This is a genomic window from uncultured Ruminococcus sp. (assembly GCF_947301925.1).
Lineage (GTDB): Bacteria > Bacillota > Clostridia > Oscillospirales > Ruminococcaceae > Ruminococcus.
The window spans coordinates 83,286-109,654 of sequence record NZ_CAMYUE010000002.1 but is presented as its reverse complement, the minus strand read 5'-3'; the positions used below and the strand labels follow the sequence as shown (position 1 = coordinate 109,654).

The window sequence follows — 26,369 nt, the reverse complement described above, 5'->3', positions numbered from 1 at the left end:
CTTTCGGGGTATCATAGTTTATGTGAAAAGTTATAATCTATTATAACACAGGCGGCATCAATTGTAAAGGAATAATCTTGACTTGTGACGAAAAATATGGTATACTTACGTCAGCAAGGCGAAACAATGAAAAGGAAGTGATACTCCCGAAGATAAGGCTGCCGCAGAAGCGGTAAGCGTATGTGTCGGAAAGTGCGGACGATCGGAATCAAATGCGCGTTAAGACTGCAATAAGGCGGTCTGTTCGTGCTGTAAACTGATCGCTCTGCAAATCTTAGTCAGTCTGCCGCAGAGTGATCTGCGGCTTTTGTTTTATCAGCGCCTTGCACACTGAAAGGAGTATCATAATGAGGATCGATTCACATTTGCATCTTCCCTGGGAGGAAAAGGGACTTGAAGCGAAAAAGGAGAGGCTTTTCGCTGAAATGGACAGGCATAATGCGGATAAGGGGATAGTTATAGCCGATTCCGAGCTGGAAAGCGTTATCGGCTCTGTCCGCGACTGTGCGGAGATGTTCCGCGGAGACCGCAGGATAAAGGTGGTTGCGGGCATAAGTCCGCTTATAGACTATGAGGGACAGCTTGCCTATTGCAGGGAGCTCCTTGCCTGCGGGGATATCGTCGGACTGAAGATATACACGGGACATGAGCATTTTTACTGTGACGACAGCCGTCTGCTTCCCGTGTATGACCTTGCCGCTGAGTATAACGTTCCCGTTTTGTTCCATACAGGCTGGGACAACTGTCAGTATTCGGCTCCGCGTGTCATGAAGCAGCTTGCGGACAGCCGTCCGCAGAACAGCTTCGTATACTGTCACTGCTTCTATCCCGATACAGTAAGCTGTTTTGAGGTGCTGGGCGGCTGTGATAACTTATACTTTGATACATCTTCGCTGGCGGACGATGAAAAGGCGGTGCCTAAGATAAAGAAGTCTCTTGAAAAGGCCATAGCAGTCATGCCCGGAAGGTTCATATACGGCTCTGATTACGGCAGCTGCTCGATGGAGGCTCATATCCGTTTTGCGGAGAGCCTTGATATCACCTCATATCAGCGGGAGCTGTTCATGCACGGTAATTCCGAAAGACTGTACGGTATATAGAGTACGCCCGATCTTGACGTAAACAAAAAGCCATAAGGAAGCTTTTGCTTCCTTATGGCTTTTCTTATCTGATTTTACGATCTCAGCGAGGGAGCTGTGAACTTGCCCTCGGCCATCTGCTTCACTGTCTCTTCAGTGACCTCGTTGTCCTGACCCAGAGCATAAGGATTTCCCTTGGTGTTTTCCTCGACCTGCTTTTTGTAGTCGTCCTTGTTTGAATCCTCGTTATTGATCTTGTACTGTACATCGGTAGCATTTTCCTCGTTCTGATGTGCCACCTCGTCATCGGCGTAGCTGAATATCTTGTCGAACTTGTATACGTCGTTGAAGGTGTATATGGTTCCTGCGGTCAGAGAGCCGCTTTTATAATCGGACCACAGCTTCTTGCTGTCCTGGAAATAGTACAGGTATACGTCTCCGCTGAAGCAGTTTACGGGAACTGCACAGCCGTTCCATGAGTAAACGTCAACATAGGGATCGTAGGGAGCGCCGCCCGATACAAAGAGCTCGGGGATATCATCGCCGTTGATGTCCATTACGGAGAAGCGGTTGAGATCCGAACTGTTCTTGTACTTCAGGTAATCGTTTAAAACAGCGCTGTACGCCTTTTCCCATGAATCGCAGTTGCCGAGGGCGGCGTCGATAGTCTCGTCATCGAAGCCGAAGTCGGTGCCCATGGGCTTGTTCACGCCGTCGTAGAGCTTGGTGTACTCCTCGAAGTATTCGTCCTCGGTACACTCCTCGCCGTTCATAAGACAGATGTTGTCCTTCATTCCCAGGGTAAATACATTGGCCATCTTGGAATTCTTCAGACGGTAGAACTGTATGGCCTGACTGCTGTTGTCGTAATCGTATTTGAAGGTGGAAAGGAGACTGCGGTTCATGGTATAGATCATATAGTCGCAGTGCTCTATGGGCTCGAATTCGGTATATATATTCTCGGAGCTCAGTGATCTTATCTCGTAGACTCTTGCGTCTCCGGGGCCGTAGGAGAAGATGAGCTCGGGTATCTTGTCGTCGTTTATATCGTATACGGTAAAGCGTGCGGTCTCGTCGCATTTGTCGGTTTTTCTGAATTCTTCGATAGCGTCGCGGTAGATAAGGCTCCAGTCAACGTTCTCAACCTCGGACATATCCACATCGGTGCCGATGATGGGGTCCTCGTATGATGTGTCCATAACATACTGTGTAGTGGCCTCGCCGCCGGGAGATACGGGATTGCCCAGATCGTCGGTGGCAGCAGGGACAGTTGAACCGCCGGTGGAGCTGCTGTTGTTTTTATCGGAGCAGCCGCAAAGCATAGCGACTGCAAACAGAATTGCAAGGTATTTTTTCATGGTAGACCTCCGAAAGAATTATTTGTCCCATTCATTATATCACACTATTATGGATTTGTCATCACACTTCTTGCGATTTTCGCTAATTTTTCACCAAACTGTAATTATTGATTGCTGTGAGGATATATGGTATAATTTAATGGATCTTGTTTTTTTAAAGACTTTTTAAACTTTTCTGTGATAATATAATATCAGCGAAACGAACATCGGAGGGAAAAGATATGTTCTTCAAGATGCTGAAAAACGACCTTAAATGCAAAAAAGGCCTGAATATCATAATATTCCTGTTCATAGCGGTAGCCTCTGTGCTGGTATTTGCGGGCTCGGTGCAGATATACTCCAATATCGCGCGGAGCAGCACTGCCCGGACCATGTGCAGGCCTTCGGATCTCCTGCTGGGCGTTGTAAGGGGATTTTCCGATGGCGAGGACGACTACAAGAACGCAGAGCCCATATTTGACAGCTGCGACAACATTACCGAGTGGTCGCGTTTCAGAATGATGAGGATAAAATCTGCCAGTATAGACTATCCCAACTATGACGAGGAAAAGAATCCGCCTAATACAGGCGCCTGTTTCCTGACGCCGCTGCCCCGTGAATTCGATCTCGTCTACGACCTGAATGACAGACCCTTCTATGTGCCCAACGGCTGCATAGCCTTGTCTGTTGACACATATCAGAAGACGGGAGCAGGTATCGGCGACAAGATAAGACTGACCACTGATACGGGCAAGGTCTATGAGCTTGAGGTCAGCAATATCTTCAAGGATAACAGTATAAGCTTTGTGAAGAGATTCATAGTCTCTGACGCCGATTACGAGCTGCTCGCTTCCGAATGTGCAGGCTCTGATATAGTATACGGCGTGCGAATGAAGGACAATAACTATAGTAAAGTAGAAGAACTATTCAGAGAACTGGAGGACAATGAGGAGTCGACAGGAGGCTTTTACGGTATCGCCGATTCATATACCATGAGCGATGATTTCATGATGATGGAGATAATCTCCGTTTTCGTTATCATAACAAGTATCTTTCTTATAGCCATAATCTTCATGACTATCCGTTTCACCATGGTGGCGGAGATGAAGAACGAGGAGAAGGAAATAGGCATGATGAAGGCTCTGGGAGTTGATTCCCTCCGCTTCCGCTGGATGTTCGCCGCCAAGTATATCGCCTTTGCCATAGTGGGCGGCATAATAGGAATAGCCGCGGGTCTGCCTCTTTCGGGCATGGTGGTGAATATGTTCGGCCCAGACTGTATCCTTCCCGAGCGCTGGCAGATGATCCTTATCGGCGTGATATCGGTGCTGCTGACTATCCTGATAATGATACTTTTCTCGCTTCTGGTAATGCGCAGGATAAACAGGATATCAGTCATAGACGCCATTCACGGTGAGAACCGCGGCGAGCGCTTCGGCAGGGGAACTCCCATGTTCCTTCACAGGAGAAAGAGGATGTCCGTGCCCCTTTTCCTGGGTATCAGCGACGTACTGGGACGATTCAGGCGCTACATATTCCTGATGATAGCCTATACCCTCGGTGCAGCAATAGTGCTGCTGGTATTCAATGTCCGCAACAGCTGCGTATCTGTGGAGTACATGAAGACCTGGCTCACCCATACCCTTGATTTCAATTTGGATCTTCCCAATGATATCGAGGACGATATCGATAAGGAAGTCAGCAGGACGGGAAGCGGTTTCTATGATGTACTCAACAAAAGATTTGCGGACAACGGCATACCTGCCCATGTAGAGTATTTCTGGCAGACTGACGGAGTCTTTGAGCACAACGGCGATAAGGTCAGATTTGGGGTGCTATGGCATGAGGGCCAGCCTGAAAAATTCGATTACCGCAAGGGCGGAAAGGCTCCGAAGCTTGCCAATGAGGCGGCAATGAGCGCGTTTACTGCCAATAACCTTGGCATAAAGCCGGGAGACGTTATCAAGGTTACTATCACAGAGGATAACGAGGATCATACAGGCTATGATGAAAACGAAAGGGAGCTTGTCATCACAGGTCTGTTCGACTATATGGAAAACGGCTTCCCTGCGCTGATTATGGGCGACGATTACAATACCGGCAGCCACTATACGGACAACTGGACCGGCTGGGTGATAGATGCTCCGAAGTCGCAGCATCCCGCAGTGATAAAGCAGCTCCGCGATCTGTTCGGCGATGAAGCTGTAATGGATCAGCATCAGGCGGTAATAAATCAGATGGATGATTACGACAGGCTTTTCGCCACACTGGAAAAGGTCATGACGGCTGTGGTCGTGTTCGTGCTCATACTGATAACCTATCTGTATGTGAACATATTCATATCCGAGGAAGCCTCGGAGACGGCTCTGCTAAAGAGTATGGGCTTCCGCGGCGGAACGGTCAGAAAGGCCTACCTCATCAGAATGGCATTGCTGGCAGTTATCTCCGTAGTCATCGGAGAGGTGATAATATGGACGCTGGGCTCAAAATTCTTCAATCTGTTCCTGAAGCAGTACGAGGCTACAGGCATGAAGTTCTTCTTTGAGTTCCCCGTCAGCTTCGTTCTGATACCGCTTCTTATCATAGGAACGGTGGAACTTACCGCATGGCTGACGTCAAGAGGAGTCCGCAATATCGAAATATGGAAAATTTCCGAAGAATAAGGGAGAGCAGAAAATGAGTACAGTATTATCCGTAAAGGAGCTATGCAAGACATATATAATCAAGAAGTACAGCAACAACGTGCTGAGGAATATAAGCTTCGACCTTGAGGACGGAGAGTTCATAACGGTGATGGGACCCAGCGGAAGCGGCAAGTCCACCATGCTTTATACGGTCAGCGGTATGGACCGCATGACCTCGGGCAAAGTGGAGTTCTCAGGCAGGGACATCAGTTCGCTTAACAGGAAGGAGCTCTCAAAGCTCCGCCTGACGGAGATGGGCTTTATATTCCAGCAGATGTACATGATGAAGAAGCTCTGCGTGTTCGATAACATCGTTCTTCCCGCATATCAGGCAGGCACATCTCACAAGGAGGCAAACAAGCGTGCCGAGGAGCTCATGAGGCGTCTGGACATTATCGACATAGCCGAGCATAACGTGAACGAGGTGTCGGGCGGTCAGCTCCAGCGAGCCTGCCTTTGCAGAGCGCTGATAAACGATCCCAAGGTGATATTTGCCGACGAGCCCACAGGCGCCCTTAACTCAAAGGCGGCGGCAGATGTTATGGATCAGCTGATAAATGCCAACCGCAGAGGCACCAGCATAATGATGGTGACTCACAGCACCAGGGTAGCGGCCATGAGCGATAAGGTCATATACCTTATGGACGGGGATATTCAGGGAGAGATCGAGCTGGGCAAGCTCATAGACGACGGAGAGCTTGCCGCAAGGGAGAGAAGGCTGAGCAGCTGGCTCATGGAGCGCGGCTGGTAAGGAGCGTTATGGATATGAAAAGGTTATTATCGGCAGCGGCAGCGCTGGTCATGGCGGCGACTGCCGCGGGCTGCGGACACAGGGAGGGCTATGAAAGCTTTGTGATACCCGTTCAGGGCGGCAGCACTCTCAAGCCAGTTGATGACTGCTACATGGAGACGAATTATCAGGGGGTAGCGCCTACGAAGGAGAAGGTGAAGGAGACCTTCGCTTCTTCCGACGGCCTGTGCAGGATAGACGTAATGGAGAGCTACTATGACGTTACCCTTGACTATGAGAAGGGAACACCGAAAGAAGTGGGCGCTGCCTATGCGGAGACTCTGCTCCTTGCCTGTCCCGAATATCACGAAATATGCGAGCCCTATATATATGAGAACATCAAGGCTGAGTTCAGTAATCTGAACGGGGATTATTCATCTTTAAAGAACAGGGCGGAGGTCTTTTATGAAGCTCTTGACGAGGAGTACCGGCAGGAGCTTGACGGCCTTACAGAGAAGATAAAGGGCGATTCTGAGGGCTTTGTCGAGGACGGTATACTGAGCCGTGACGAGGTCATACTCATGCAGTTCATTCCGGACGCACTCAGGGGAACTGCGTGCAGCGCCATATCTGCCGACGGAGCGGCTACAGCAAGCGGGGAGCGTATAACCTGCCGACTGCTGGAATGGATTCTGGGAAGCGAGAACCAGATCTGCCGCTGCCATTCGGTGGTGCATATGAAGAACGGCAGCAAGAGCTTCGTATCAGTGTCCTATCTGGGGTTCATGACCATACTTACCGCAGTGAACCGCGAGGGCCTTATGCTGGGAGAGCTTGACGTGGGCAGCAGAAAAATGGTAAAATATACCTGTGAGGACAAGAAAAGCTACACCTACGGTATGAGGTACGCACTTGAGAACTTCGGCACAGCCCGTGAGGCCGCCGGGTATCTGGCAGCAAACGCAGACAGCTACCCATACTGCGTAAACGTGCTTGCAACGGACAGGAACGAAGCGCTGATAGCGGAGCTCAGCGTTACGGAGGAGGACGGAGAGACCGTTATACGCGACAGCTCCACCAAGCTGAAAAACGGTATCGAATGGGACGACCCCAATTACGTCTGCGCAGTCAATGCTTTTGCGTCAGACGGCAATTCCGACTTCTTTACAGGCTCAAAGGACAATACCATAAGGTGGAACCGATACAACGAGCTGTTCTGCGGACAGAAGGGGCTGACTCTCGACCGCTTCAAGGAGCTCATGACCTGCGAGAAAAGCAGCGATAAGCTTATCCTCATAAGAAGTGAAGGTCTGGTGCATATGGTCATCGCCGACTATTCCACCGGAACGCTACAGGCGGTGTTCACAGGTACGGAGGGAGTTATCGACTCTCCCGAATTCATTGATCTGGGAAGCTGGAAATAAGGAGACCGCCGCATTACAGGAGAGGTCTATGGCAGATATACTGATAATAGAGGACGACCCCGAAATGGGGCCGATAGTAAGGGATTTTCTTATAAAAGAGGGCTTCTCGGTGCAGCTTTGCTCTGCCGCCGAGGAAGCCCTTGAGGTGCTTGATAAGGAGGATTTCGGCGCTGTCATGCTTGACGTTATACTTCCGGGCATGAACGGCTTTGAGACCTGCGCGGCCATACGGAAAAAGCGCAGCGTCCCCATACTCATGATGAGCGCTCTCACCGATGAGGACAGCAAGCTGCTGGGCTATGATACGGGAGCCGACGATTACATCGACAAGCCCTTCTCCATCAAGGTGCTGACAGCAAAGATAAGGGCGCTGCTGAAGCGCAGATCTCCCTATGAGGAGCAGGGAAGGCTGACAGGCTGCGGCATAGTCCTTGACGCAGCCTCCCGCACCGTTGCAAAGGACGGAGCAGAGCTGAAGCTGAATGCCAAGGAGTTCGAGCTGCTGAAGTACCTCATGGAGCACAGCGGCGAGGCCGTGGGCAAGGAGGAGCTTTTCAATGCTGTATGGGGCTTTGACTGCTTTACGGAGCCCAGCACCGTCAGCGTGCATATACGCTGGCTCAGAGAGAAAATAGAGCGCGACCCCAACTCTCCCGAGATCATACGGACGGTCTGGAAGGTCGGCTATATATTCGGTGAAAAGAAATGAAGAGGTTTATATCGTTTTATTTGTTGTTTGCGGCGTTTTTCGCGGTGCTTCTGGTGAGCTTCAACGTTGTATTCGGCAAGGTCTCGGAGCTGAAGATGTCCTCGCGGAATGTGGCGGTGAACAGGATCAACGCGGAGCTTTCGGAGGCGATGAGGGAAAGCGGCAGTGAACCTGCGGAGATAATAGCGGAGCACAAAGCGGATTGGAGCAGGCGCTTCGGCAAGGATATGCCGCGGCAGATAGTGTTCATTCCCGCTGAGGGCAGCACAGGCAGCTTCCTCAATACAGCCGATAAGAACTGCGCCGTATGCTGCGTGTACGACAGCAGCGGCAGACTGACGGGAATAGCCGAATACACATACGATAACAGTATCCACAGCTGGATGAGGACTGCGGGAAACATCTTCCTTGTCATATGCTTCCTGCTTGTATCAGCAGTATTCCTGTACCTGTGCGCAGCTATACTTGCGCCCTTCAGGCGGCTGTCGGACTATCCCGAAAGGCTGGCAAGGCTCAGGGATATACAGAAGCTACCCGAGAGCAGGAGCAGGTTCTTCGGCAAGTACATCTGGGGAATGAATATGCTCTCGGACATACTGGCGGCAAGCAGCAGGCGCATACATACCCTTGAAGGGGAGCGTCAGAAGCTGGTATCCACCATAGCCCACGGCGTCAAGACTCCCGTAGCCAATATACGGCTTTATACGGACGCAGTCAGGACGGGACTGTACTCCGACGAGGGCATGACCGACGATATCGCCGACAAGATAGACCGGAACACCGTGAAGATAGAGAAGCTGGCGGCGGAGCTTATGTCAGCCCAGTATTCCTCCCTTGACGGATTTGATATTGAGAAAAGCCCATTTGCCGTAAAGGAGCTTGCGGACCTTATCCGCAGCGAGTTCATCGACAGAATGGAGCTGAAGCGCATACCATTCACTGTGGAATGCCGCAGCGAGGGAATGCTTGTTAGCGATAAGTATGCGCTGTACCGTGCGGTGAGCCAGCTCCTTGAGAATGCGGTGAAGTACGGCGACGGCGGCGGTATAAGAGTGGAGCTCATGCGTCATGACGACGGTTTTTCCATATCCGTCAGGAACAGGGGAGAGCTGCTTCCCGAAAAGGAGCTGCCCTATGTGTTCAGGAGCTACTGGCGCGGTTCAAATGCTGCTCCCGAGGGCAGCGGCATAGGACTTTATGTTGTTCATGAGACTGTAAAGGCTCTCGGCGGTACAGTATACGCAAGACGTATCGAGGAGACCTCGGAAATGGAATTCGTAATATTCTTATCCATGTAAAAAGAGCCCGGAGGCGTTTTTTAAGCGCCACGGGCTCTTTGGTATAATATCGGATCAGGCTTTCGCTGTGTGCTCGGGATAAAAAAGTTTTTGCGTGTATGGGAGCTGCAACGGAATGATCGAGAAAAGGACGGTGAGGCCGTCCCATCCGAAACAGCAGGTTGATATCGGTTTTAGTAGAGATGTTGTTTGTTCCCGAGTACGTGACGGCCGGGCCGATCAGGTATCCAGACCGTTTATGAGATCCTTTATATCGTCACTTATTCTTTCATATTCAAAATCGTGAACATAATGTCCGCAGTCCAGCTTTATGAGCTGTCCGTCCGATGAAGCGTCTGCCATTGCCTGCATACCGCCTACCCACATTTCTTCATCGCCGTAATCGGCAGAAACGTACATTATCATAGGCACTGTCGGCAGGGGAGCGGAGTTCAGCTCGTCATTCACTGCAAGCACGCCGTCAAGCTCCTGCTCTTTCAGTATTGTATCATTTGCTGTGGTATGGCAGGCTATCTCGGTGAATATCTTTTTCTCGTCATCGGTGAGCGTTCCCGAATAATCAGGATTTGCAAGCCTTAACAGCCCCGTGTTTTTGCCTGCTCTGTTCAGAAACTTTGCAAGACCAACGAGTTTGGCATTGCTCTTGAGAGTATCTTCATTCTCACAGTTTGGGGTACACATATCGAGACCTACTATAGCTTCGACCTCGTCGGGGTACTTCTGCGCCCAGAGGGTCGCCTCGTAGCCCGAAAAGGAATGAGCGCACAGCACGTAGGGAGCTTCTATCCCCGCCTTTTGCAGAGCCTCTCTGTCCTGGCGGAGCAGAGTGTCAACATCGCGTTCGCCGTCAACTATATCGCTGAATCCGTATCCGAACTTCTCTATTACTACTATCCTGTATTCATCGCTGAGCTTTGAGTACAGGGGCTTGAAGTCCAGTATAGGAGAGGGAGTTCCCCAGCCCGACATGAAGACCAGTGTATGGTCGCCCTGACCCTCGGTGTAAATGCTCATATTGTGACCGTCCACCTCAACGAGCTGTCCGAGCGGAGTTTCATACAGGTCTTTGTTCTTTCTGAGCATTATCTGATTGTATATGGTCATTACTATGAGAAAAAGCGCGAAAAGAACAACTATCCCCAGCATGATCTTTCCGAAGATCTTCAATGCTTTTTTCATATTATCATTTCCTTCTGTGCGGGCAGGCCGCGTGCCTGCCCGCTTCATATTTATTCTTCCTTTTGTCCGGACTCCGGTTCAACGGGTTCCAGAGCCGATATGACAGCGCACAGCTTCTTGGTGCTTCCGCTGTCGAATTCAATGGTAACGACAGTGTCGTCTCCCAGAGGGAGTGTATCGCTCACGGTTCCCGTACCGAAAAGACGGTGACGCACCCTGTCTCCCTTTTTTATTTCCTTGTGGTCGAACATGGCTGTTAATCTGAAACATTATAGTTTACAGTCTTGGAGCCTATACCTGTGTCTATATCAAGCTTATACTTGCTGCCGCTTCCCGAAAAGTCGCTCTCGGGGTTGGTGAGGTTGAATACCAGCTCGCCCACACCGCCGTCAGCGTCGATATCGCCGTTGATAGTGCCTCTGAAGGAGAATTCGCCTACGCCCTGATCCAGATCGAGGCCTCCCAGAATGGAATCCATTATGTTTATTTCGCCTGCGCCGCCGTCGATATCCAGCTTGTTCTCGCAGTTCATGGCAGTTATATTGAATTCGCCTGCACCGCAGTCGATATCACAGGTCCTGCATTCTGCCTGGCTGAGATTTACCTCGCCCGCACCGCATTTGATGATGAGATCGGAGCAGCTTATGCCTGTGATCTTGTTATCTCCTGCGCCCAGATCCAGCTTGAATTCCCCGAACTCCTTGTCGGGAAGCTGTAAGGTTATGACGGGATCCACGTCGTTATTTGACAGGAACGTAGAAAAGGGGATGAAGTTCACTCTTGCAGAGCCGAAATCTATCTTGAAGGTGCTTCCCGATACGGAAGCCTCAAACTTCTCGGGAACGTCCTTTGCGTCTATATGTATATCGTCATCGGGGCTTTTTTCCACTATGAGATCGGCCCATTCGATATCCAGATCCAGATCCTTTACGGACTGGCTGCTGAAGCTGTTGGTGTAATCCTTGAACTTGTAGTATTTGCTTGTATCGGTGTTCCTGAGCATGATATAACCCACAAGGGCGATGATAATGCCGAGGATTATACAGATAAGACCTGCCCAGAGACCGCCGTTTGACTTCTTTGCAGCAGGAGCTGCCTCTGATTCGCGTGTAATGGTGTTGTTATTGTTTTCAGACATTTTCTTTTCCTCCTTTTTTGAAAAGACCTACTACCCAGCCGCAGAAGCTCTTTATTCCTCTGCCGATAGCGGGAACAGCCGCGCTGACGGCAGGCTTGCAGATAAGTATTACGATACCTGTAAGGAAGAGTCCCAGACCAAGAGCCATAAGACCCACAGCAGGGAATTCAAACAGTGCTGCGATACCTCCGATGATAAGACCGATAGCGGCTGCAACGAAGGCTATGAATACTGAGATGAGAACTACGATGAGTGTAAAGAGCAGTGTAACTACAACAATGACTAAAGGAAGCCATATGGGGAATGTAAGTACACCGAGTATGATTCCGAGAGCGATGGTGCCGCCCGAAGCCTTCTTCTTGGGGGGAACGTATCCCATAGCGGGGCCGTTCTGTCCCTGGGGGGCATTCATTCTCTGGGGAGGCATTACGGGAGCGCCTCCGACATGGATACCGCTTTCGCGGAGAATGTTCACGGCTACCTCCTCGGGCGAGCCCATGGAAGCGGCAGTTTCCTCCTCCTTGCCGAAGCCTGCATCGAGGAAGACCTCCTCATAATATGACAGGGCGTCATTTATATCATCAGGACCAAGACCGCCTCTTTCAAGATTATTCCTGAGACGGGTAAGAAATTCAAGTTTGTTCATTGTTTTCAGCTCCCTCATTCAATAAAATACTGTCGATCTTTTTCTTATGGCTCCGCCATTCTTCTCTGTACTCCTCAAGGGAGTCGTTACCCTTTGTGGTTATACGGTAATACCGTCTGTTCCTGCCCATGAACTCCTTGTCATAGGTTTCGAGCATCTCGCCTTTCTGCAATCGCCTCAGTACGGGGTAGAGTGTGGATTCGGAAATATCCACGGCCTTGCGGAGATACTGAGTGATCTCATAGCCATAGGTGTCGTTGTTCTGAACTATTGACAGCACCATGGCGTCGAGGAGCCCTGCGTTGATCGAAAATCCCATAGTGTACTCCTTTCTGAAACCATATAGTATTTTGTGAGTTGTAATATCTGGTTTCTGACAATATTATATCGCGTATAATATTGATTGTCAATACAATATTGCAAGATTTATAAAATATTGTATGCCTGCACAATCAAAAAGGCAAAAAAATAATGGCAGTTGTAAAAAACTGCCAAATCAGATCATATTATTTATAAAAAAGGAGGTTAATCAGCGTTATAGAATGTGGTGAAGTCGGGAGCGTCCCAGGGCTCACAGGTCTGGAAAGCAGAGCTGTAGTAACAATTGTACTCATCATCGTAATCACATTCTACATAAAATGTATTGCCGAATTCGTCTGTGACTTCAACCTGATGAGTAAGCTCCGGATACATGGTGCCTGTCTCCACGCCCTCGTCCTCGTTGTAATAGTATACTCTTTCAAGCTCGTTGTCTGCATTCAGCTTATACTTTCCATAGATATAGCTGCCGTCATAGAAGCTGGTACCAATCAGACCTTTTTCCTTGCAGGTATATATGGTCAGTGCCTTCAGATCGCACTTCTCGTATTTTCCGTTCTTGTATACGAAGAAGGCGTCATACCAGTCGCCGTTGTCATAGCGTAAGACGATCTCGGGAGTATAATCGCCGTTGACGTCTGTGAGCATATACTTTGCCTGGAGCAGGTTTTCTTCCGTGTTAAGGAGTATATTCAGACATTCCCTGATAGAGTCGTTTATATCCGGATCTGCATAGTTCACCGCATCGGGAGGAACTGTCACCGCAAAGGTAGTGGTGGTAGTGCCCTGGGTAGTCGTGACCGCAGTTGTTGTAACGGAGGTGGTCGTTGATTTAGCCGAAGTCGCAGCAGACGTTGTTGCAGCCTCTTTGTTTTCGGCAGTGGTGGTGACAGCCTCTGTCACAGCTTCCGTCTTGACGTCAGCGGAGTCATTGCTTTTTTTATCCGAGCAGCCTGCTGCAAGTCCCGATATCAGCACTGACGAGAGAAGCAGACATATACGTTTTGAGAGCATGTTTCTGTAGTTGTTCATCATTTTCAGCACCTCCTTATTGTGATAAAACAGCGTGTCATCTTAGATACGCATGATCTTTCACTAAATATAAAACATCTGAGCGGGGCAAAAATGTGCAGGCAAAATGTAAACATTCTGTGAACGGATACCCCTCATATATATAAGAGCCGCAGTGCCTGTGTGGGGAGCTGCGGCTCTTTTCATATATCATGGTCTGTTTACTGTATCACATATCAGTCGGGGATAGTCAGCTTGCCCACCAGCCATGATCCGTCGGGCTGGACAACAACAGAGAATTCCACCTGCTCTGCCCATACTCTCGGGTCTCCCACAGCAGTTCCGTCGTAGTAGTTCTTTACATTGAACACTATCTCATCGTCGGTTATACGCTGTACCTCGGTGATCTCCGATCTCTGGAAGTATATGTTTGAGCCGCGGTTGCTAGGCTTCCAGTACACCTTGCCCTCCCTTTCAAAGTAGGGGGAATCGCCGCCGATATCGTTGGCGTGATATCGCTCGCTGAACTCCTTGAAGAACATCCGGCGTATATCTTCGATGCTGCTGACACCGGGAAGAAGGTAGCCTGCCAGGTTGTCACCGAAGTCGTAGAAATCATCTTCGGTCAGGTTTACAGACAGCATACGCGGAGGACCGCCCACATATTCATTGTATCTGGGGATACATTCATTATAGAGCTTTGTGGCTCTTTCTATGAGCTCGGCATTCTCGTCGGCGGTAACGGCGGGATCATCCTGCGGCTCCACCTTTTCCCATACACTGTCGGATATGGAGGTGAGAGCGTCCATAAAACCGTCTGATACTCTGAATACGCCTGCCCCCGGGAATGTAGCGATGCTGCCCGGGTAGATATCTATATTGTACACTCTCAGATATGTGCTCAGAGTCAGATTATAGATACGGTTATTGCACAGTGTATCATCGGGAAGCTTCTCCCATGTGGCTGAGAGTATGGCGTTATTCAGCAGCTTCAGATCCTCATCGTCCAGAGCGGTCTGAGTGCTTGGATCGTTGTTTCTGCTTATCTTTGCTGAGCGCAGCTTCATAAGCGAGAACAACTCATCGGGAGCCAGCCCCGTAAGGGCTTTGTCACGCATATCATAGAAGGCGCTGTGCAGCTCGCTTGCGGCATCCGAGCCTATATCATAGATCATGTTCTGCTTCTTGCTGAACTCAACATCGTCATAGCTTACTACTGCTAAGCCGCTGCTGTGTATAGTATACTGATAGTTCCTGAGAGCGTTTTCGTCTGTGCATCTGAATGAGACCAGAATACCGTCAGATGATACATTTGCCTCTCTTGTTGCCTCCTTCCAGTTTATAAGGTTGAATTTTTTCACCACCTCGGGATCGGTGACGCAGTTCATGGAGTCGTCCTGATCCCACTGTCCCAGACAGAAACGGCAGTTTTCGGGAGCTACCTTTATAGTTTCATTTGTGACGGGGAAGAAAAGGTCAATTGTATTCTTTTTGTCTGTTTCTATCACTATATCCCATACGGTGTGCATGAGATCGTCGTAGGGCACCTCGGGATAGAGCAGGTCATAGTCTGCCAGAGGATCGAACTTTGAGGCCTCTCTTACGGTATTTGCGGTATCATCGTCCAGCTGATACCTTGTCTGTGTGCTTTCGTCCTCATAAAGCACCGTATTGTCATTGAAAAGCTTCAGTGTGAATACTTTTTCCTGTTCCGCATTGTCGGGCGTGACCAGGTCAGATGTTCCGTCTTCAGCCTTGAGAGCCTCATTAATGGCTTCTTCCAATTGGGCTGCAAGCATATGATTACGGAAGTATAATGTTACATATTCTCCGTCTGGGAGGGGAGTATCAAGGGATATCTCCTCCCACTGACCTATTGTAAGTGCAGTGGTTATCTTCTGTCTTTCATACTCTGAGGGCTGGAATACTGCGGGAGCGATAGCTGCCGTGGATATTCTTACGCTGCAAAGACTGAGGTCTCCTATGGGACACATCACTCTGTCCGTCATCGAGTCCACGACAGGGGGCTTGCTGTTGCTGTTCTTCTTCAGCATTACCCCTCCCGCAATTGCACCTGCACCGATGACCAGAGCCGCAGCTGCCGCAGCAAACTTATGCCATGCAGGCTTTCTGTAGACGTCTACTCCCGAGACCTCCATATCATTTTTATATTCGCTTTCCTTGGTTCTTTCGTTGTATATCTTTCTGCTCATTGCAAACATTCTCTCCTTCTCTTCATCGGAAGCAGGACAGTCCGCCGCAATTTTTCTTATTGTATCTTCGTCGGCGTTTTCGAGCGCGTCAAGGTTCAATTCCTTATCGTTCATAACTGTACCTCCTTTAAAGTGAAATGTTCAAAGCGGTGAGCTTTTCCCTGAGCTTTTTCAGCGCACGGCTGCTGCGGACGCGGACTGCCTCGGGAGTCAGTGACACGAGCTCCGCTATCTCTTTTGCGCTGCGCATGAAGAAGTATTTCTGTATTATTATAGTGGAGTCGGGCTCTCCCAGCAGCTCCACGCAGTGCATGAGGGAGCTGTTGAGCTCTTTTTTCTCCACGGTCCCTGCGGTATCGTCGGGAGCCTTGATGTTCATGGTCTCCTCATCGTCAAGGGAGATTCTTCCGAAGCTGTGCTTTGTCAGTTTCCTGTAAACGTCTGCGGCCTTTCTTCTTGCGACCGCACCTATGAATCCCGAGATATCGCCGCTTACGTCCCTGCTTTCATCATAACAGATATATATGTCTGCAAATACGTCGCCCACACATTCCTCGATATCCTCGCGGCCTGCGCAGCTGCGCAGTCTGCTGAACACGATAGTATATACATAGTTGAAGTATTCCTCAAACAGCATACGCTGGGCGTTTTCAAGAGAGCTTTTAGCCGCTCTGCGAAACTCATTATGTGTCATGAACTCACCTTCTTTATCAAAGCATTCCGACGCGTCATCGGCTTTCATCATATCTATTCCGAAGCAGAACGGAAAACGTTACAGGCCGGGAATTATTTTTTTATTTTAATTATATTATACATCTTTACGGTGAGAAAAGCAAGTATTTATGTGCGTCAGACAGGCTGTTCCGGAAGACGACAGTGTATAATGAAAAAACGCCGTCGGTACATTGCTGCACCGACGGCGTAATAATATCAGTTTTCTTCAAGAGTTGTTGCAACACCGATGAATAACGGAGTGTTGTTCTTATCAACGATCATGTAAACGAAGGGTCTGTCAAGAACGATGTTTACCTTTTTCTTCTCAATTGGCATTGCACCTGCTGCTGCCATCATAATAGCGGTAACAGCGGCAGCCTTTGTGCCCTTTTCGGTCACTTCTATCTTTGTCTTATGGAGAACATCGTCAATATAGAGCGGTGTTGTTTCGGGAACACCGAGAGGATTCTCTATGGTGACCTTGCCCATCTTTGAGAAGTCGGCATTATCCTTGCTGAATGCCTCTTCCATGCCCAGATCAAAGAGCACTTCACTCAGGCTCTTGCTGTAATCATAGCTGAACTTGGGCATTGTAACATAGAGGTCGATGCTGTCGGGATCCTCATATGTCTTGAGATCTTCAGTGATCTTCTCAGCGTCCATGCTGTTTACATAGCTGATAATGTCATTTTCTCTGGGAAGGATACCTACGAAGCTGTATTCGCCTCCTGCATAGGGCTTCTTGAAGGCGTCGGCGTCGCCCAGATCATAGTAGAAGCTCTCCTTGCTGTTCATTCTCTGTATATTGTGCTTTTCGCCGTTGAGATCGGTGAATGTGCCTGCGTATGAACTATCGTAGGGGTTCATCCAGTCAGCCTCGAAATAGAGGGTGTTTATGAGCATCATCATTATAATCTTTTCGGGTGTGGGATCAAGAGAGCCGGGCTCGAGAAGCGAGGGTATCATGCCCTTGGTGTTCTTGCTTACCCAGCTGTTTACGTCGTCAACAGTGCTGTCGTTAAAGGGCGTCTTGTATATCTCGGAGCTGTAATACTTCTTGTTTGTCTCAAGGAAGCTGTCGTATACCTGGAGCATGGGATCGTCCCTGAACCAGATGGAATTTGCAAGCATTACCTTCTGCTTCTTCTCATTGGGGAGATTTGCGGCATAGTATGCAAGATACTCGTTGAGCTGATCGAGAGTGAGACCGCTGCCCAGTACCTTTTCCATTTCATCTCTGGTCTTGCCGTCAGCGCCGTTTGCAGTCATAGCAAGGGCAGAGGATATGGACATGGGTGAGATGAGCAGGTTTTCTTCACCCTGCTTTGTAGGATCGAAGCACTTCTTCACCAGATCAACACCGAACTGCATCTCGGCCTTTGCGAAGGCCTCGTCAGTTACCTTTCCCTCGGAGGCTTCAACATTAACTGTATTGTCCAGGCGTATGCTGCCTATCTCGGTATCGTAGAAGTCGTCCAGATTGCCCAGGATGTAATCGGAAACGCGCTTCAGGTCATCCTCGTCGATGGCGTTGTTCTTGTTTATATCCGCATTCTTGAACATGGCGTCCGTGAGCCCGTCGTGATCGGTTTTTGTAACGTACTTGCGGTAGGTGATAAGGTCAAAGGAGTCGATGACGCCGTCGTCGTTTATATCTCCGTAGTAATGTATACCGGGAGAGATGACCTTCACGATATCATATACCCTGTATGAGCCTGCGAATTCGTAAGTCATTTTTTCGGGATCATTGAAGCTGTCAAGTATGGTATACTCTTCAGCGGTCTGCAGCTTCAGGGATATAACGGTTCTTTCGTCCAGCTCTTCGAGAAGGGCGAGATTCTTATTTAACAGACCATCAGGCATACTGCGGTCGAATCTGAGCACTAATCTGTTACGCGACCAGGGCTCATAATACCCGTGATCGCCGCGTTCAACAGATAGGCTTGCGTCCAGCGGGTCGGTGCACACATCGCTGATGTAGACATCTTCGAGATAGTAATCGTGGATATCCGCCGTTTCCTCGGACTCCTCCCCGGCAGCGAAAACGCTTCCCACAGGACGGGCGGCAGGTATGTAGCTTACCGCGCCGAGAGCCAGTGCGAAGCTCATGATACCTGCGGTGACTTTGGTCAGTTTCTTCATGTTTTCCATAGTGAGTTACCCCTTTCGTAATTAAAATATCAGGATATTACTATCCATATTACCAGTATAATGTTTATTTCCACAAATGTCAATATAAAATGTGCAACCTGCACATTAAATGATCGATGATCGCAAATTATGACTTAATATATGTCGTAATGACAAAAACGGACCATAATAAATGTGCAGGTTCAACAAAGGACATTTAACGTAAAAACCATTCTACTTATTAGACGTTGTTTTATCCGTAAAACTCTAAGTAAAAATGAAAAAATTTTCACAGCTCACGCTTTTGTTGACATCAGACCTGTTTTGTACTATAATTTCATTGATGTCTGAAACGAGGTGATATATATGTGGAAGGAGCTTTCTCCCCAGTGGCAGGCAGCTTTTGAGGAGGCGTGGACTGCCTTCGGAAATGGGAGTATCCCTATCGGAGCTGTTATTACCGATGAAAGCGGCACTATACTTATAAGAGAGCATAACCGCGCAGGGGAGCCGGATACGGTGAACAGGCTCATATCCCATGCGGAGGCAAACGCCCTCCGCAGGCTGGACACAGCCCGCTGCAATGTGCGCAGCGCGGTTCTCTATACCACAATGGAGCCCTGCCCCATGTGCATGGGTACTGCGGTAATGTCAAATATCAAGCACCTGAGATATGCTTCCTGCGATCCTTACTGCGGCTCGGTATATCTGAAGAATGAGGATCCGTATATCAGCGGCAAGGTACTTGACTATGTCCATGAGGGCGGCGAGCCCCAGCTGGTGCAGCTTGTGATACAGAGCTACTACGAGCTCAGATCCGAGGGCAGGGGCGACCATGTGCTGAGACGATTTGAGGAGCTGAGCAGCTCTGCCGTGGCTGCCGCAAGGGAACTGTACAGGGAGAAGAAACTTGATTCCTATGTGAACAGCGGCGCAGATATGGCGTTCGTCTATGACAGCATAATCGCCATGATAAACAATGATATATAAAATCAAGCCCCGAAGCTTATGCTTCGGGGCTTGATCTGAGTTATTCAGTTCAGTGATTAATGATAGTATGAGTCGATACCGAAGTATTCCTCAAGAGTAAGACCGCTGCTGTGGATAGCGTAGGACATATCTGTACCTACATAGCGGATATGCCATGATTCGTACTTGTAACCCGTTATATCCTGCTTTCCGCGGGGATAACGGAGAATAAAACCGTACTCGTGGCAGTGTGCTTCGAGCCAGTTTGCCTCGGGAGTTCCGATGAAGGAGTCGTCAATCTGGTTAACGTCTATGGCAAGACCTGTCTGGTGCTCGGAATATCCCGGACGGGCGGAGTATGTATCGGCAGCAGCCTGTCCGTCGCGGGCAACATAGTTGTTGTATATCTGGCTCTGGTAGTCGTATGAGCGGAAGTCCGAAGAATCATATATGTACAGTCCCTGTGCGGAAGCGTCGTTCTGCAGCTTGTAGAACTGATTCAGACAGGTAGAATCCATTCCGGGATTGAAGTTTGAAGGAAGACTGTAGCTCTTGTTTGCGATGAGTACGCCCTGTATATATGTAAGTCCTTCTATATTGTACTGCGCAGGTGCAGGGCCGTAATTGTAATTGTCAGGAGTGGGAACGGCGTCGTGAGAGTGTACGGGGCCGCTCTGTGCAGGCTGCTGTGACTGCTGTGACTGCTGGGGCGCCTGCTGCTGTGCAGCGCTCTCTCCGCCGCCTGCGGGAACTGCTGCGGGAGCTTCCTCCTGCTGAGCTTCGGTTGTGGTCACTGCTTCGGTGGGCTTTTCTGCTGCTGTGGTGACTGTAGTGACTGCGGCTGTTGTGGTAACAGCTGTATTTTCAGCGGCAGTTGTGGTGACCGCTTCGGTTGAAACAGTGGGTTCGTCTATTCTGCTGACAACATCTTTTCCGCAGGCTGTGCAGGAAATAACGGCTGCGGCTGCAAGAACGGCAAATAAACTTCTTTTCATTTTCATTCTCCTTCATTATTAATGGTAAAAGGTCTTTTCATATATAACTTTCGCGTGAATACCGGGAAGTGTCGCATAAATTTATATATTTTTTTGTTTTAACGAAAGATGTCCTGTATGACAGTATTATATCACTTTTTGTTGAGATTTGCAACTTCTTTTTGTGTACACCTACGTGATCGGTTGAAAAAGGGGTTGTACTGTGATATAATCATATGTGAAAGGAGCTGACGGAAATGGAATACCGTATATCACATAACACTTTGGAAGCCGATGATTTCATAAGGCTGTTCGACTCGGCAGGCTGGGGAAGGCCTGACCGCGAACTGGTGGAGACCTCGCTGAAAAACAGCTACGTTACGTTCTCGGTGCTGGACGGTGAAAAAGTCATCGCAATGGCAAGGCTCATCGGCGACGGAGGTATGGCCTTTTTCCTGAAGGATCTGATAGTCGATCCCGGGTATCAGGGAAAGGGCATAGGCAAGGAGCTTATGGCTCATATAGAGGAGTTTATCCGCGGCGAGCTGAAGGAGGGCTGGTGGTCTTATTTCCAGCTGATGAGCGCAAAGAACAAGGACGGGTTCTACCTGAAATGCGGATACAAGAGCCACCCTCATGAGCGCAGCGGTCACGGCTTTACAAAGATAATAGAGAAGTGAGATGTAATTATGGAGAAGTTTGCAAATGCGGATGCTTCTGTACAGCGTGATATTGAAGGAAGGCTTATAGAAGAGTTCAAAAAAGCACATCAGGAAGAATTTGGTTTTGCGGCTGATGATGTTATTAAAGGCCGAAAAGTATGGCTGAATGAAGAAGATAACGATTATATGCTTCCTGATATTTACTCGGAAAAATATGCTATCATAGGCGAGATACATACACATCTTGGTTCTTTAAAGCCTGCACAGAAGCACAAAGTTGCCGCGGATATACTGAAAATGCTGACGCTTGAAAAAGCGTGCGGCAAGGAATTGAAAAAGTATATAATAGTGTGCAGCGAGAAAGAAAAAGAGCAGCTTACAAAGGGAAGCTCTCACCTTGTTTTTACAATTAAGCTTTATAAGATTAATGTTGAATACTATCCGATTTCAGCTGACTTGAAGAACAAGCTTGAGGAAGCTATGAAAAAACAGGATATGTAAGGAAAGGATAATTAAATGCCAAAAGTTATTATGACCTGCGGCAGGATATGCAGCGGCAAAAGCACCTACGCGGGAAAGCTGCAAAAGGAGCTGGGTGCGGTGATACTCTCAATAGACGAGCTCATGCTGGATATCCTCGGCGGTGATACGGGGGATATGCACGACGAATATGTCCGCCGCACGGAGATGTACCTTTACAGGAAGTCTGCGGAGATAGTTGCCGCAGGCAGTGACGTTATCCTCGACTGGGGCTTCTGGACCCGCAGGGACAGGGACTTCGCAAGGGAGTTTTACCGCTCACGCGGCATTGACTGTCAGTTCCACTATGTCAGCATTGACGACGTCGAATGGAAAAGGCGGATAGAGAAGCGCAACGCTGAGGTTTCCGCAGGCAGGAGCGACGCATATTTTATTGACGAGGGACTTGCTTCAAAATTTCAGTCTTTATTTGAACTGCCTGATGAGGGCGAGATGGATATCGTCATATAAAAACAGCGTACCTCACGGGTACGCTGTTTCTGTCAGTCCACGAATTCCATTGTGAAAAGCTTTGAGAGTATGCTTCCTGCATAGTTTTTCATGAGAGCCTCATATTCCTTTGCCTTGACGTCTCCGCCTACGCCGAGTATATCATATACCACATTGCCCTCGCGGAGCCTGCGGTGAAGCTCGGTGAAGCCGCTGCGCAGATAGAAGTCCCTGCGGCTGACGCGCTGATCGTAGTTGTCGGCGTTTTCGTCAAGCTGTTCAATGGCAAGGAACAGCCTGCGTCCCTTGTAGAGCTCCTGTGCCGTGCGGAGTATGGCGCTGCCGATTCCCCTGCCGCGCTGCTCCTCGGAGACGGCGAGATAGAAGATGTAGGACAGGTCGAGATGATTGACGATATATAGCATTCCGACCCATTGTCCGTCGCAGCTTATGCTCCAGAAGTCAACTCCCTTTTTCTTTGCTTTCAGTACAAGCATAAGGAACGGAGCTCTTTCATCGTCGGGGAAGGCGCGGGTGTAGAGCTGCTTTACCCTGCGGATATCGGCGCTTCCCGGGCGCAGCTTTGTGAAATTGAGTTTCATGCAGTACCTCCTTTCAGCTTCTCTCTGCGCAGTAGCAGACCTCGCCCTCGGGCTCGAGTCCCTGACTGCGGAAACGTTCAACGTTATCGGTAATGTGCATTGAGGACTTTTCCAGCACTCGCCCCGATTTCCTGTTTTCGGCGCGGTGATAGGCTTCGAGCCTGCGGAAGTCCGTATTGTCGAATATGTGATCTATGACTGCGGAGAGTGCTTCCCCTGCGTAGCCCCTGCCCTGGAAAGAAGTGCCGATACAGTACTCTATCTCTGCGGTGCGGAGCTCCTCGTACACGCGGCAGAAGGCTATCTGCCCTATATTCATGCCGCTGGCCTTTTCCTCTATTGCCCAGCGGTAGAAGCTGTCGGAGCAGTAGCCCGGGATATACCTGTCAAGGAGGCTTTTTGCCTCTTCGGCCGTGGTGTATACGGGTTCGCCGTATTCCTCCTGCACGGACGGATCGGAGACCCAGTTTTTCAGCATATCTTCAAGGTCGTCTGATCTGAAGCGGCGCAGTATCAGCCTTGGTGTTTCTATGGTAAGTGTGCCGCAGTGGCGCATGGTATCACCTCCGTTAGTCTCTGTATATCTTTAGTATATCATATAATTATGAACAAAACAAGCAGTGACGGTAAATCAAAATTTAGCAAACCTAAATTTCGATTTATGCTAAGACATTTCATTTTTACTTCCGTCTAATATAGTGAAAGGCATAAATTTCCGGAAAGGAGCCTTGTCTATGGATAATGGTTCAAGTAGCTACGACCGTTATCTTGCCGGCGATGATTCGGCTATGGGTGATCTCGTCCGTGAGTACAAGGACGGGCTTACGTTATTTCTCAACAGTTTTACAAACGACCTCTTTGAAGCCGAAGAGCTCATGGAGGAAACCTTCTTCAAGCTTGCTTACAAGAAGCCTAAATACTCGGGTAAAAGCTCCTTCAGGACGTGGCTTTACTCTATCGCAAGGAATCTTGCCATAGACTACCTGAGAAAACGAAAAAAGGCTGTCTTTGTTTCGGCGGACGAGTGCTTCGATATCGCCGACGATGAGAATATCGAAGATAATTACCTCGTTGAAGAACGTAAGATCATCATTCATAAGCTCCTGCAGAAACTGAAATACGAGTACCGTCAGGTAATATGCCTGATATACATAGAGGGATTTTCCAATTCAGAAACTGCAGCTATAATGCACAAAAGCAGCCGGCAGATAACCAACCTGCTCTATCAGGCGAAAAAAGCTCTCAGGTCAGAGCTGGAAAAGGAGGGGATAACGTATGCGGGATTATGATGAAGTAACTCAGACCGTGCTCAGACGGCGTGACGAGCAGCTGGCCAGAGACAGACGCAAAGCGATAATACTCAGAAGAAGCGCTGCCGCTGCCCTGTCGGTATGTGCTGCCGCTGTAATTGGCATCAGCGTTTTCGGACGCGGCGCTGAGGATATTGAGTTCAACGGCGGTGATACCGGTGTTTCGGAGACCACCTCCGCCGCTGTTACGGGATACGTTATCACTGACACAGAGCCTTCGAGCCATGAAACAGCTGTTACGTACACAACTGTTTCCGCCGTTCAGACTACAGGCGTATCAGGGACCCATGCACCTGCTGCGACTACAGGCGCTTCTCTGACAGCTTCGGGAACGGCTATCCATACGACATCAGTCAATACAAGACCTGCGGCTGCTGCGGCCGTTACGACACTGAGTATGACTCAGGCGCCGCCTGCTGCGGTCACTACTACTACTGTTTATGATGATGAAAGGAGTTATTCTATGAGAAAGTTGATGCCATTTGCCGCTGCAATAGCTGTGCTTTCAAATGCGGGGGCGGTTTCGGTCAATGCCGCTATCGGTGAGATACCGAAAACAAGATTACAGTACGACGAGGTAAGCCTTTTTGCGGCTATGGACGACGGTGAGGTCCAGACCGATATAAACTGCGACGGTAAGTTCGACCTCAGGGACTGCTATGATTTTTTAGGCGTTTATCTCGAATATGACTACAGTGACGAGATCAGGGAAAACGTTCAGGCTATAGGTGATTATGACGGCGACGGCGGTATAAGTTACTATGATGCCGAAAAGCTGCTCAGATACTATCTGGTAAATAATCCGATCACAAACGAGTATTTCACAGCGGAGTTCTATAAGCCCTGGGAAAAGACAAAGACCATAAACGGCGGACCTATCTATGGTCCTGCTCACCCCGAGGCTGTAGAGGAACTCAATTCCGAGGATTTTGACAAGTCAGCATATACTCCCGAGGAGCTCGAAGAGCTTTTAAGGCTTGCCGATGAACAGACCATAATAGGCTACGAATCCGTCGAGAATCATCTTTCAGAAACCTTTGTATCGGAAATGATAAACTGCTCACGCGGACTTTCTGCACAGTATCCGCTGTTTGTTAAGAATGTGAATGACGGTATATTTGATCTTGATATAGACTCCGACGGCGTCGTTACCTATGAGGATATCAATATCTTCACTTACTACCGTAATGATCAGAAAGCAAAGCATGACCGCATTGAAAGGAATCACCAGTGGATAGAGAGCCTTCTCCCCATTGATCTCGATCCTGAGGGACTTCTTGAACTGAGAGAGCCTGATTTCGAGACCTCAATCACCGACGATCAGTGGGAAAAGTGCGTGGAACTGGAGAACTGGTACTATAATCTGTATCGTTTTGAGGATCTGGAACAGTACGCTATCTGGTACCTCTTTGAGAGAGACGGAATGCCTGACGAAAAGTACATGGACAATGATTATTACGAGAGTATCCTTCCCGGTTCAGGCACGGTATGGTTCGGCGCGATAGTGAACAAGCTTTATAATGAGCTCTTCCCCGTAAGCGAGAAGATGAGACTGGATCAAGCCGAGCTCAGCAAGTATATCAACCCCTACTGCGACAATGTTGTTGCGGGAAATATAGTTCCCCCCGATGCAAACGGTGACGGCGTGCTGAACTTCAGGGATATTCTCATCTCGGATATGTATCTCCGCGACTGCAAGAACGACGTATCGAGAGAGAACTCCATTATTCCCGAAAGCGTATGGGATTTCTTCGAGACACAGCTCGATCTCAACGAGAACGGCGTCTGCGGCGATATCTGCGATGTAAGCATATACCAGACAAGCATTTATGCGTACTGCGACTTTATCGAGGGAGCAGAGCGCACACCCGAGTACGATCATGAGGGATATGTCCGCTTCTTCAATGAATACAGCGATGAGCTCAGGGCTGCAAAGCTCGGCTCTGCGCAGGCGGCTCCCGCAGTTGTGGAGAGCAATCTCAGCGAGCTCAGGACAAATGCGGCTATCAAGCGCAGCGGCGACTCCAACTGCGACGGAACAGTTGATCTTGCAGACGCTATCTTCATCATGCAGTCAATGGCTAATCCCGATAAGTACAAGCTCTCCGAATTAGGCAAATTCAATGCCGATGTATGCGAGACGGGCGGCGGTATCACCGCAGGCGATGCTCTTGCTATACAGGAGGGACTGCTTCGCGGCGAATATTGATCGTTATTTCCTCTCATATTTGTTTTGCCCTATCTCTTACTTATATTCACAATACAAATGCTCC

Annotated in this window: 25 protein-coding genes; 12 read left to right on the top strand and 13 right to left on the bottom strand. The window is 49.1% G+C overall.

Annotation, left to right across the window (positions count from 1 at the left end):
- Window positions 1–347: 347 nt before the first annotated feature.
- Window positions 348–1,100, top strand: coding sequence for an amidohydrolase family protein (locus Q0Y65_RS03940; protein ID WP_297957350.1), 753 nt, complete (start codon window positions 348–350; stop codon window positions 1,098–1,100).
- Window positions 1,101–1,174: 74 nt separating this feature from the next.
- Here the strand turns inward: Q0Y65_RS03940 and Q0Y65_RS03935 are convergent, their stop codons facing one another.
- On the bottom strand, window positions 1,175–2,437 hold the full coding sequence (locus Q0Y65_RS03935; RefSeq protein ID WP_297957347.1) for a hypothetical protein: 1,263 nt from the start codon (window positions 2,435–2,437) through the stop codon (window positions 1,175–1,177).
- 221 nt (window positions 2,438–2,658) lie between these two features.
- Between Q0Y65_RS03935 and Q0Y65_RS03930 the strand changes: the two genes are divergently transcribed.
- Genes Q0Y65_RS03930 through Q0Y65_RS03910 form a run of 5 tightly spaced genes read left to right on the top strand, consistent with a single transcriptional unit; the run spans window position 2,659 to window position 9,261 of the window.
- Window positions 2,659–5,079 carry an ABC transporter permease gene (locus Q0Y65_RS03930; RefSeq protein ID WP_297957343.1) on the top strand — a complete coding sequence of 807 codons (2,421 nt, stop codon included), beginning with the start codon at window positions 2,659–2,661 and terminating at the stop codon, window positions 5,077–5,079.
- 13 nt (window positions 5,080–5,092) lie between these two features.
- Window positions 5,093–5,851, top strand: a complete 759-nt coding sequence (locus Q0Y65_RS03925; RefSeq protein WP_297957340.1) for an ABC transporter ATP-binding protein — start codon at window positions 5,093–5,095, stop codon at window positions 5,849–5,851.
- A 14-nt stretch (window positions 5,852–5,865) separates the two neighbouring features.
- Window positions 5,866–7,254 carry a C45 family autoproteolytic acyltransferase/hydolase gene (locus Q0Y65_RS03920; RefSeq protein ID WP_297957337.1) on the top strand — a complete coding sequence of 463 codons (1,389 nt, stop codon included), beginning with the start codon at window positions 5,866–5,868 and terminating at the stop codon, window positions 7,252–7,254.
- 28 nt (window positions 7,255–7,282) lie between these two features.
- On the top strand, window positions 7,283–7,963 hold the full coding sequence (locus tag Q0Y65_RS03915) for a response regulator transcription factor (protein ID WP_297957334.1): 681 nt from the start codon (window positions 7,283–7,285) through the stop codon (window positions 7,961–7,963).
- Window positions 7,960–9,261, top strand: coding sequence for a sensor histidine kinase KdpD (locus tag Q0Y65_RS03910; RefSeq protein ID WP_297957331.1), 1,302 nt, complete (start codon window positions 7,960–7,962; stop codon window positions 9,259–9,261). Before Q0Y65_RS03915 ends, Q0Y65_RS03910 begins: the two co-directional genes overlap by 4 nt.
- Window positions 9,262–9,480: 219 nt before the next feature.
- Here the strand turns inward: Q0Y65_RS03910 and Q0Y65_RS03905 are convergent, their stop codons facing one another.
- The 9 genes from Q0Y65_RS03905 to Q0Y65_RS03865 form a co-directional block, all read right to left on the bottom strand.
- Entirely contained in the window at window positions 9,481–10,440 is a 960-nt protein-coding gene (locus Q0Y65_RS03905) for an alpha/beta fold hydrolase (RefSeq protein WP_297957328.1), read from the bottom strand.
- Window positions 10,441–10,490: 50 nt separating this feature from the next.
- Entirely contained in the window at window positions 10,491–10,691 is a 201-nt protein-coding gene (locus Q0Y65_RS03900) for a hypothetical protein (RefSeq protein WP_297957325.1), read from the bottom strand.
- Between the two features lie 5 nt (window positions 10,692–10,696).
- Window positions 10,697–11,578 carry a DUF4097 family beta strand repeat-containing protein gene (locus tag Q0Y65_RS03895; RefSeq protein WP_297957322.1) on the bottom strand — a complete coding sequence of 294 codons (882 nt, stop codon included), beginning with the start codon at window positions 11,576–11,578 and terminating at the stop codon, window positions 10,697–10,699.
- Window positions 11,571–12,224 carry a DUF1700 domain-containing protein gene (locus Q0Y65_RS03890; protein ID WP_297957320.1) on the bottom strand — a complete coding sequence of 218 codons (654 nt, stop codon included), beginning with the start codon at window positions 12,222–12,224 and terminating at the stop codon, window positions 11,571–11,573. The genes Q0Y65_RS03895 and Q0Y65_RS03890 overlap by 8 nt, the downstream gene beginning before the upstream one ends.
- Window positions 12,211–12,543, bottom strand: a complete 333-nt coding sequence (locus tag Q0Y65_RS03885; protein ID WP_297957317.1) for a PadR family transcriptional regulator — start codon at window positions 12,541–12,543, stop codon at window positions 12,211–12,213. The genes Q0Y65_RS03890 and Q0Y65_RS03885 overlap by 14 nt, the downstream gene beginning before the upstream one ends.
- A gap of 206 nt (window positions 12,544–12,749) precedes the next feature.
- Entirely contained in the window at window positions 12,750–13,577 is an 828-nt protein-coding gene (locus Q0Y65_RS03880) for a hypothetical protein (protein WP_297957314.1), read from the bottom strand.
- A gap of 212 nt (window positions 13,578–13,789) precedes the next feature.
- Complete coding sequence (locus Q0Y65_RS03875; protein ID WP_297957312.1) at window positions 13,790–15,880, bottom strand: hypothetical protein; 2,091 nt, start codon at window positions 15,878–15,880, stop codon at window positions 13,790–13,792.
- Window positions 15,881–15,893: 13 nt separating this feature from the next.
- Window positions 15,894–16,508 carry an RNA polymerase sigma factor gene (locus tag Q0Y65_RS03870; protein WP_297957310.1) on the bottom strand — a complete coding sequence of 205 codons (615 nt, stop codon included), beginning with the start codon at window positions 16,506–16,508 and terminating at the stop codon, window positions 15,894–15,896.
- 188 nt (window positions 16,509–16,696) lie between these two features.
- Window positions 16,697–18,631, bottom strand: coding sequence for a serpin family protein (locus Q0Y65_RS03865; RefSeq protein ID WP_297957307.1), 1,935 nt, complete (start codon window positions 18,629–18,631; stop codon window positions 16,697–16,699).
- 345 nt (window positions 18,632–18,976) lie between these two features.
- Here Q0Y65_RS03865 and Q0Y65_RS03860 point away from each other — a divergent pair, with 345 nt between their 5' ends.
- Window positions 18,977–19,600, top strand: coding sequence for a nucleoside deaminase (locus Q0Y65_RS03860; protein WP_297957304.1), 624 nt, complete (start codon window positions 18,977–18,979; stop codon window positions 19,598–19,600).
- Between the two features lie 56 nt (window positions 19,601–19,656).
- Here Q0Y65_RS03860 and Q0Y65_RS03855 read toward each other — a convergent pair whose 3' ends face one another.
- Complete coding sequence (locus Q0Y65_RS03855; RefSeq protein ID WP_297957301.1) at window positions 19,657–20,574, bottom strand: D-alanyl-D-alanine carboxypeptidase family protein; 918 nt, start codon at window positions 20,572–20,574, stop codon at window positions 19,657–19,659.
- A gap of 236 nt (window positions 20,575–20,810) precedes the next feature.
- On the opposite strand from Q0Y65_RS03855, the gene Q0Y65_RS03850 reads away from it, so the two are divergent.
- Genes Q0Y65_RS03850 through Q0Y65_RS03840 form a run of 3 tightly spaced genes read left to right on the top strand, consistent with a single transcriptional unit; the run spans window position 20,811 to window position 22,205 of the window.
- Window positions 20,811–21,233 (top strand): GNAT family N-acetyltransferase, encoded by a 423-nt coding sequence (locus Q0Y65_RS03850; protein WP_297957299.1) that lies wholly within the window; start codon window positions 20,811–20,813, stop codon window positions 21,231–21,233.
- A 9-nt stretch (window positions 21,234–21,242) separates the two neighbouring features.
- Complete coding sequence (locus Q0Y65_RS03845; RefSeq protein WP_297957296.1) at window positions 21,243–21,716, top strand: hypothetical protein; 474 nt, start codon at window positions 21,243–21,245, stop codon at window positions 21,714–21,716.
- 15 nt (window positions 21,717–21,731) lie between these two features.
- Window positions 21,732–22,205, top strand: a complete 474-nt coding sequence (locus Q0Y65_RS03840) for an ATP-binding protein (protein WP_297957293.1) — start codon at window positions 21,732–21,734, stop codon at window positions 22,203–22,205.
- Window positions 22,206–22,237: 32 nt separating this feature from the next.
- Here Q0Y65_RS03840 and Q0Y65_RS03835 read toward each other — a convergent pair whose 3' ends face one another.
- Both Q0Y65_RS03835 and Q0Y65_RS03830 read right to left on the bottom strand, forming a co-directional pair.
- Window positions 22,238–22,786 (bottom strand): GNAT family N-acetyltransferase, encoded by a 549-nt coding sequence (locus Q0Y65_RS03835; protein WP_297957290.1) that lies wholly within the window; start codon window positions 22,784–22,786, stop codon window positions 22,238–22,240.
- Between the two features lie 13 nt (window positions 22,787–22,799).
- Complete coding sequence (locus Q0Y65_RS03830; RefSeq protein ID WP_297957287.1) at window positions 22,800–23,342, bottom strand: GNAT family N-acetyltransferase; 543 nt, start codon at window positions 23,340–23,342, stop codon at window positions 22,800–22,802.
- Between the two features lie 178 nt (window positions 23,343–23,520).
- Between Q0Y65_RS03830 and Q0Y65_RS03825 the strand changes: the two genes are divergently transcribed.
- Window positions 23,521–24,075 (top strand): RNA polymerase sigma factor, encoded by a 555-nt coding sequence (locus Q0Y65_RS03825; protein ID WP_297957284.1) that lies wholly within the window; start codon window positions 23,521–23,523, stop codon window positions 24,073–24,075.
- On the top strand, window positions 24,062–26,305 hold the full coding sequence (locus tag Q0Y65_RS03820) for a hypothetical protein (RefSeq protein ID WP_297957281.1): 2,244 nt from the start codon (window positions 24,062–24,064) through the stop codon (window positions 26,303–26,305). Before Q0Y65_RS03825 ends, Q0Y65_RS03820 begins: the two co-directional genes overlap by 14 nt.
- Window positions 26,306–26,369 lie beyond the last annotated feature (64 nt).

Coding starts and splice junctions, on each gene's coding strand:
- Q0Y65_RS03940 (WP_297957350.1), top strand. CDS start 348: ATGAGGATCGATTCACATTTGCATCTTCCCTGGGAGGAAAAGGGACTT.
- Q0Y65_RS03935 (WP_297957347.1), bottom strand. CDS start 2,437: ATGAAAAAATACCTTGCAATTCTGTTTGCAGTCGCTATGCTTTGCGGC.
- Q0Y65_RS03930 (WP_297957343.1), top strand. CDS start 2,659: ATGTTCTTCAAGATGCTGAAAAACGACCTTAAATGCAAAAAAGGCCTG.
- Q0Y65_RS03925 (WP_297957340.1), top strand. CDS start 5,093: ATGAGTACAGTATTATCCGTAAAGGAGCTATGCAAGACATATATAATC.
- Q0Y65_RS03920 (WP_297957337.1), top strand. CDS start 5,866: ATGAAAAGGTTATTATCGGCAGCGGCAGCGCTGGTCATGGCGGCGACT.
- Q0Y65_RS03915 (WP_297957334.1), top strand. CDS start 7,283: ATGGCAGATATACTGATAATAGAGGACGACCCCGAAATGGGGCCGATA.
- Q0Y65_RS03910 (WP_297957331.1), top strand. CDS start 7,960: ATGAAGAGGTTTATATCGTTTTATTTGTTGTTTGCGGCGTTTTTCGCG.
- Q0Y65_RS03905 (WP_297957328.1), bottom strand. CDS start 10,440: ATGAAAAAAGCATTGAAGATCTTCGGAAAGATCATGCTGGGGATAGTT.
- Q0Y65_RS03900 (WP_297957325.1), bottom strand. CDS start 10,691: ATGTTCGACCACAAGGAAATAAAAAAGGGAGACAGGGTGCGTCACCGT.
- Q0Y65_RS03895 (WP_297957322.1), bottom strand. CDS start 11,578: ATGTCTGAAAACAATAACAACACCATTACACGCGAATCAGAGGCAGCT.
- Q0Y65_RS03890 (WP_297957320.1), bottom strand. CDS start 12,224: ATGAACAAACTTGAATTTCTTACCCGTCTCAGGAATAATCTTGAAAGA.
- Q0Y65_RS03885 (WP_297957317.1), bottom strand. CDS start 12,543: ATGGGATTTTCGATCAACGCAGGGCTCCTCGACGCCATGGTGCTGTCA.
- Q0Y65_RS03880 (WP_297957314.1), bottom strand. CDS start 13,577: ATGATGAACAACTACAGAAACATGCTCTCAAAACGTATATGTCTGCTT.
- Q0Y65_RS03875 (WP_297957312.1), bottom strand. CDS start 15,880: ATGAACGATAAGGAATTGAACCTTGACGCGCTCGAAAACGCCGACGAA.
- Q0Y65_RS03870 (WP_297957310.1), bottom strand. CDS start 16,508: ATGAAAGCCGATGACGCGTCGGAATGCTTTGATAAAGAAGGTGAGTTC.
- Q0Y65_RS03865 (WP_297957307.1), bottom strand. CDS start 18,631: ATGGAAAACATGAAGAAACTGACCAAAGTCACCGCAGGTATCATGAGC.
- Q0Y65_RS03860 (WP_297957304.1), top strand. CDS start 18,977: ATGTGGAAGGAGCTTTCTCCCCAGTGGCAGGCAGCTTTTGAGGAGGCG.
- Q0Y65_RS03855 (WP_297957301.1), bottom strand. CDS start 20,574: ATGAAAAGAAGTTTATTTGCCGTTCTTGCAGCCGCAGCCGTTATTTCC.
- Q0Y65_RS03850 (WP_297957299.1), top strand. CDS start 20,811: ATGGAATACCGTATATCACATAACACTTTGGAAGCCGATGATTTCATA.
- Q0Y65_RS03845 (WP_297957296.1), top strand. CDS start 21,243: ATGGAGAAGTTTGCAAATGCGGATGCTTCTGTACAGCGTGATATTGAA.
- Q0Y65_RS03840 (WP_297957293.1), top strand. CDS start 21,732: ATGCCAAAAGTTATTATGACCTGCGGCAGGATATGCAGCGGCAAAAGC.
- Q0Y65_RS03835 (WP_297957290.1), bottom strand. CDS start 22,786: ATGAAACTCAATTTCACAAAGCTGCGCCCGGGAAGCGCCGATATCCGC.
- Q0Y65_RS03830 (WP_297957287.1), bottom strand. CDS start 23,342: ATGCGCCACTGCGGCACACTTACCATAGAAACACCAAGGCTGATACTG.
- Q0Y65_RS03825 (WP_297957284.1), top strand. CDS start 23,521: ATGGATAATGGTTCAAGTAGCTACGACCGTTATCTTGCCGGCGATGAT.
- Q0Y65_RS03820 (WP_297957281.1), top strand. CDS start 24,062: ATGCGGGATTATGATGAAGTAACTCAGACCGTGCTCAGACGGCGTGAC.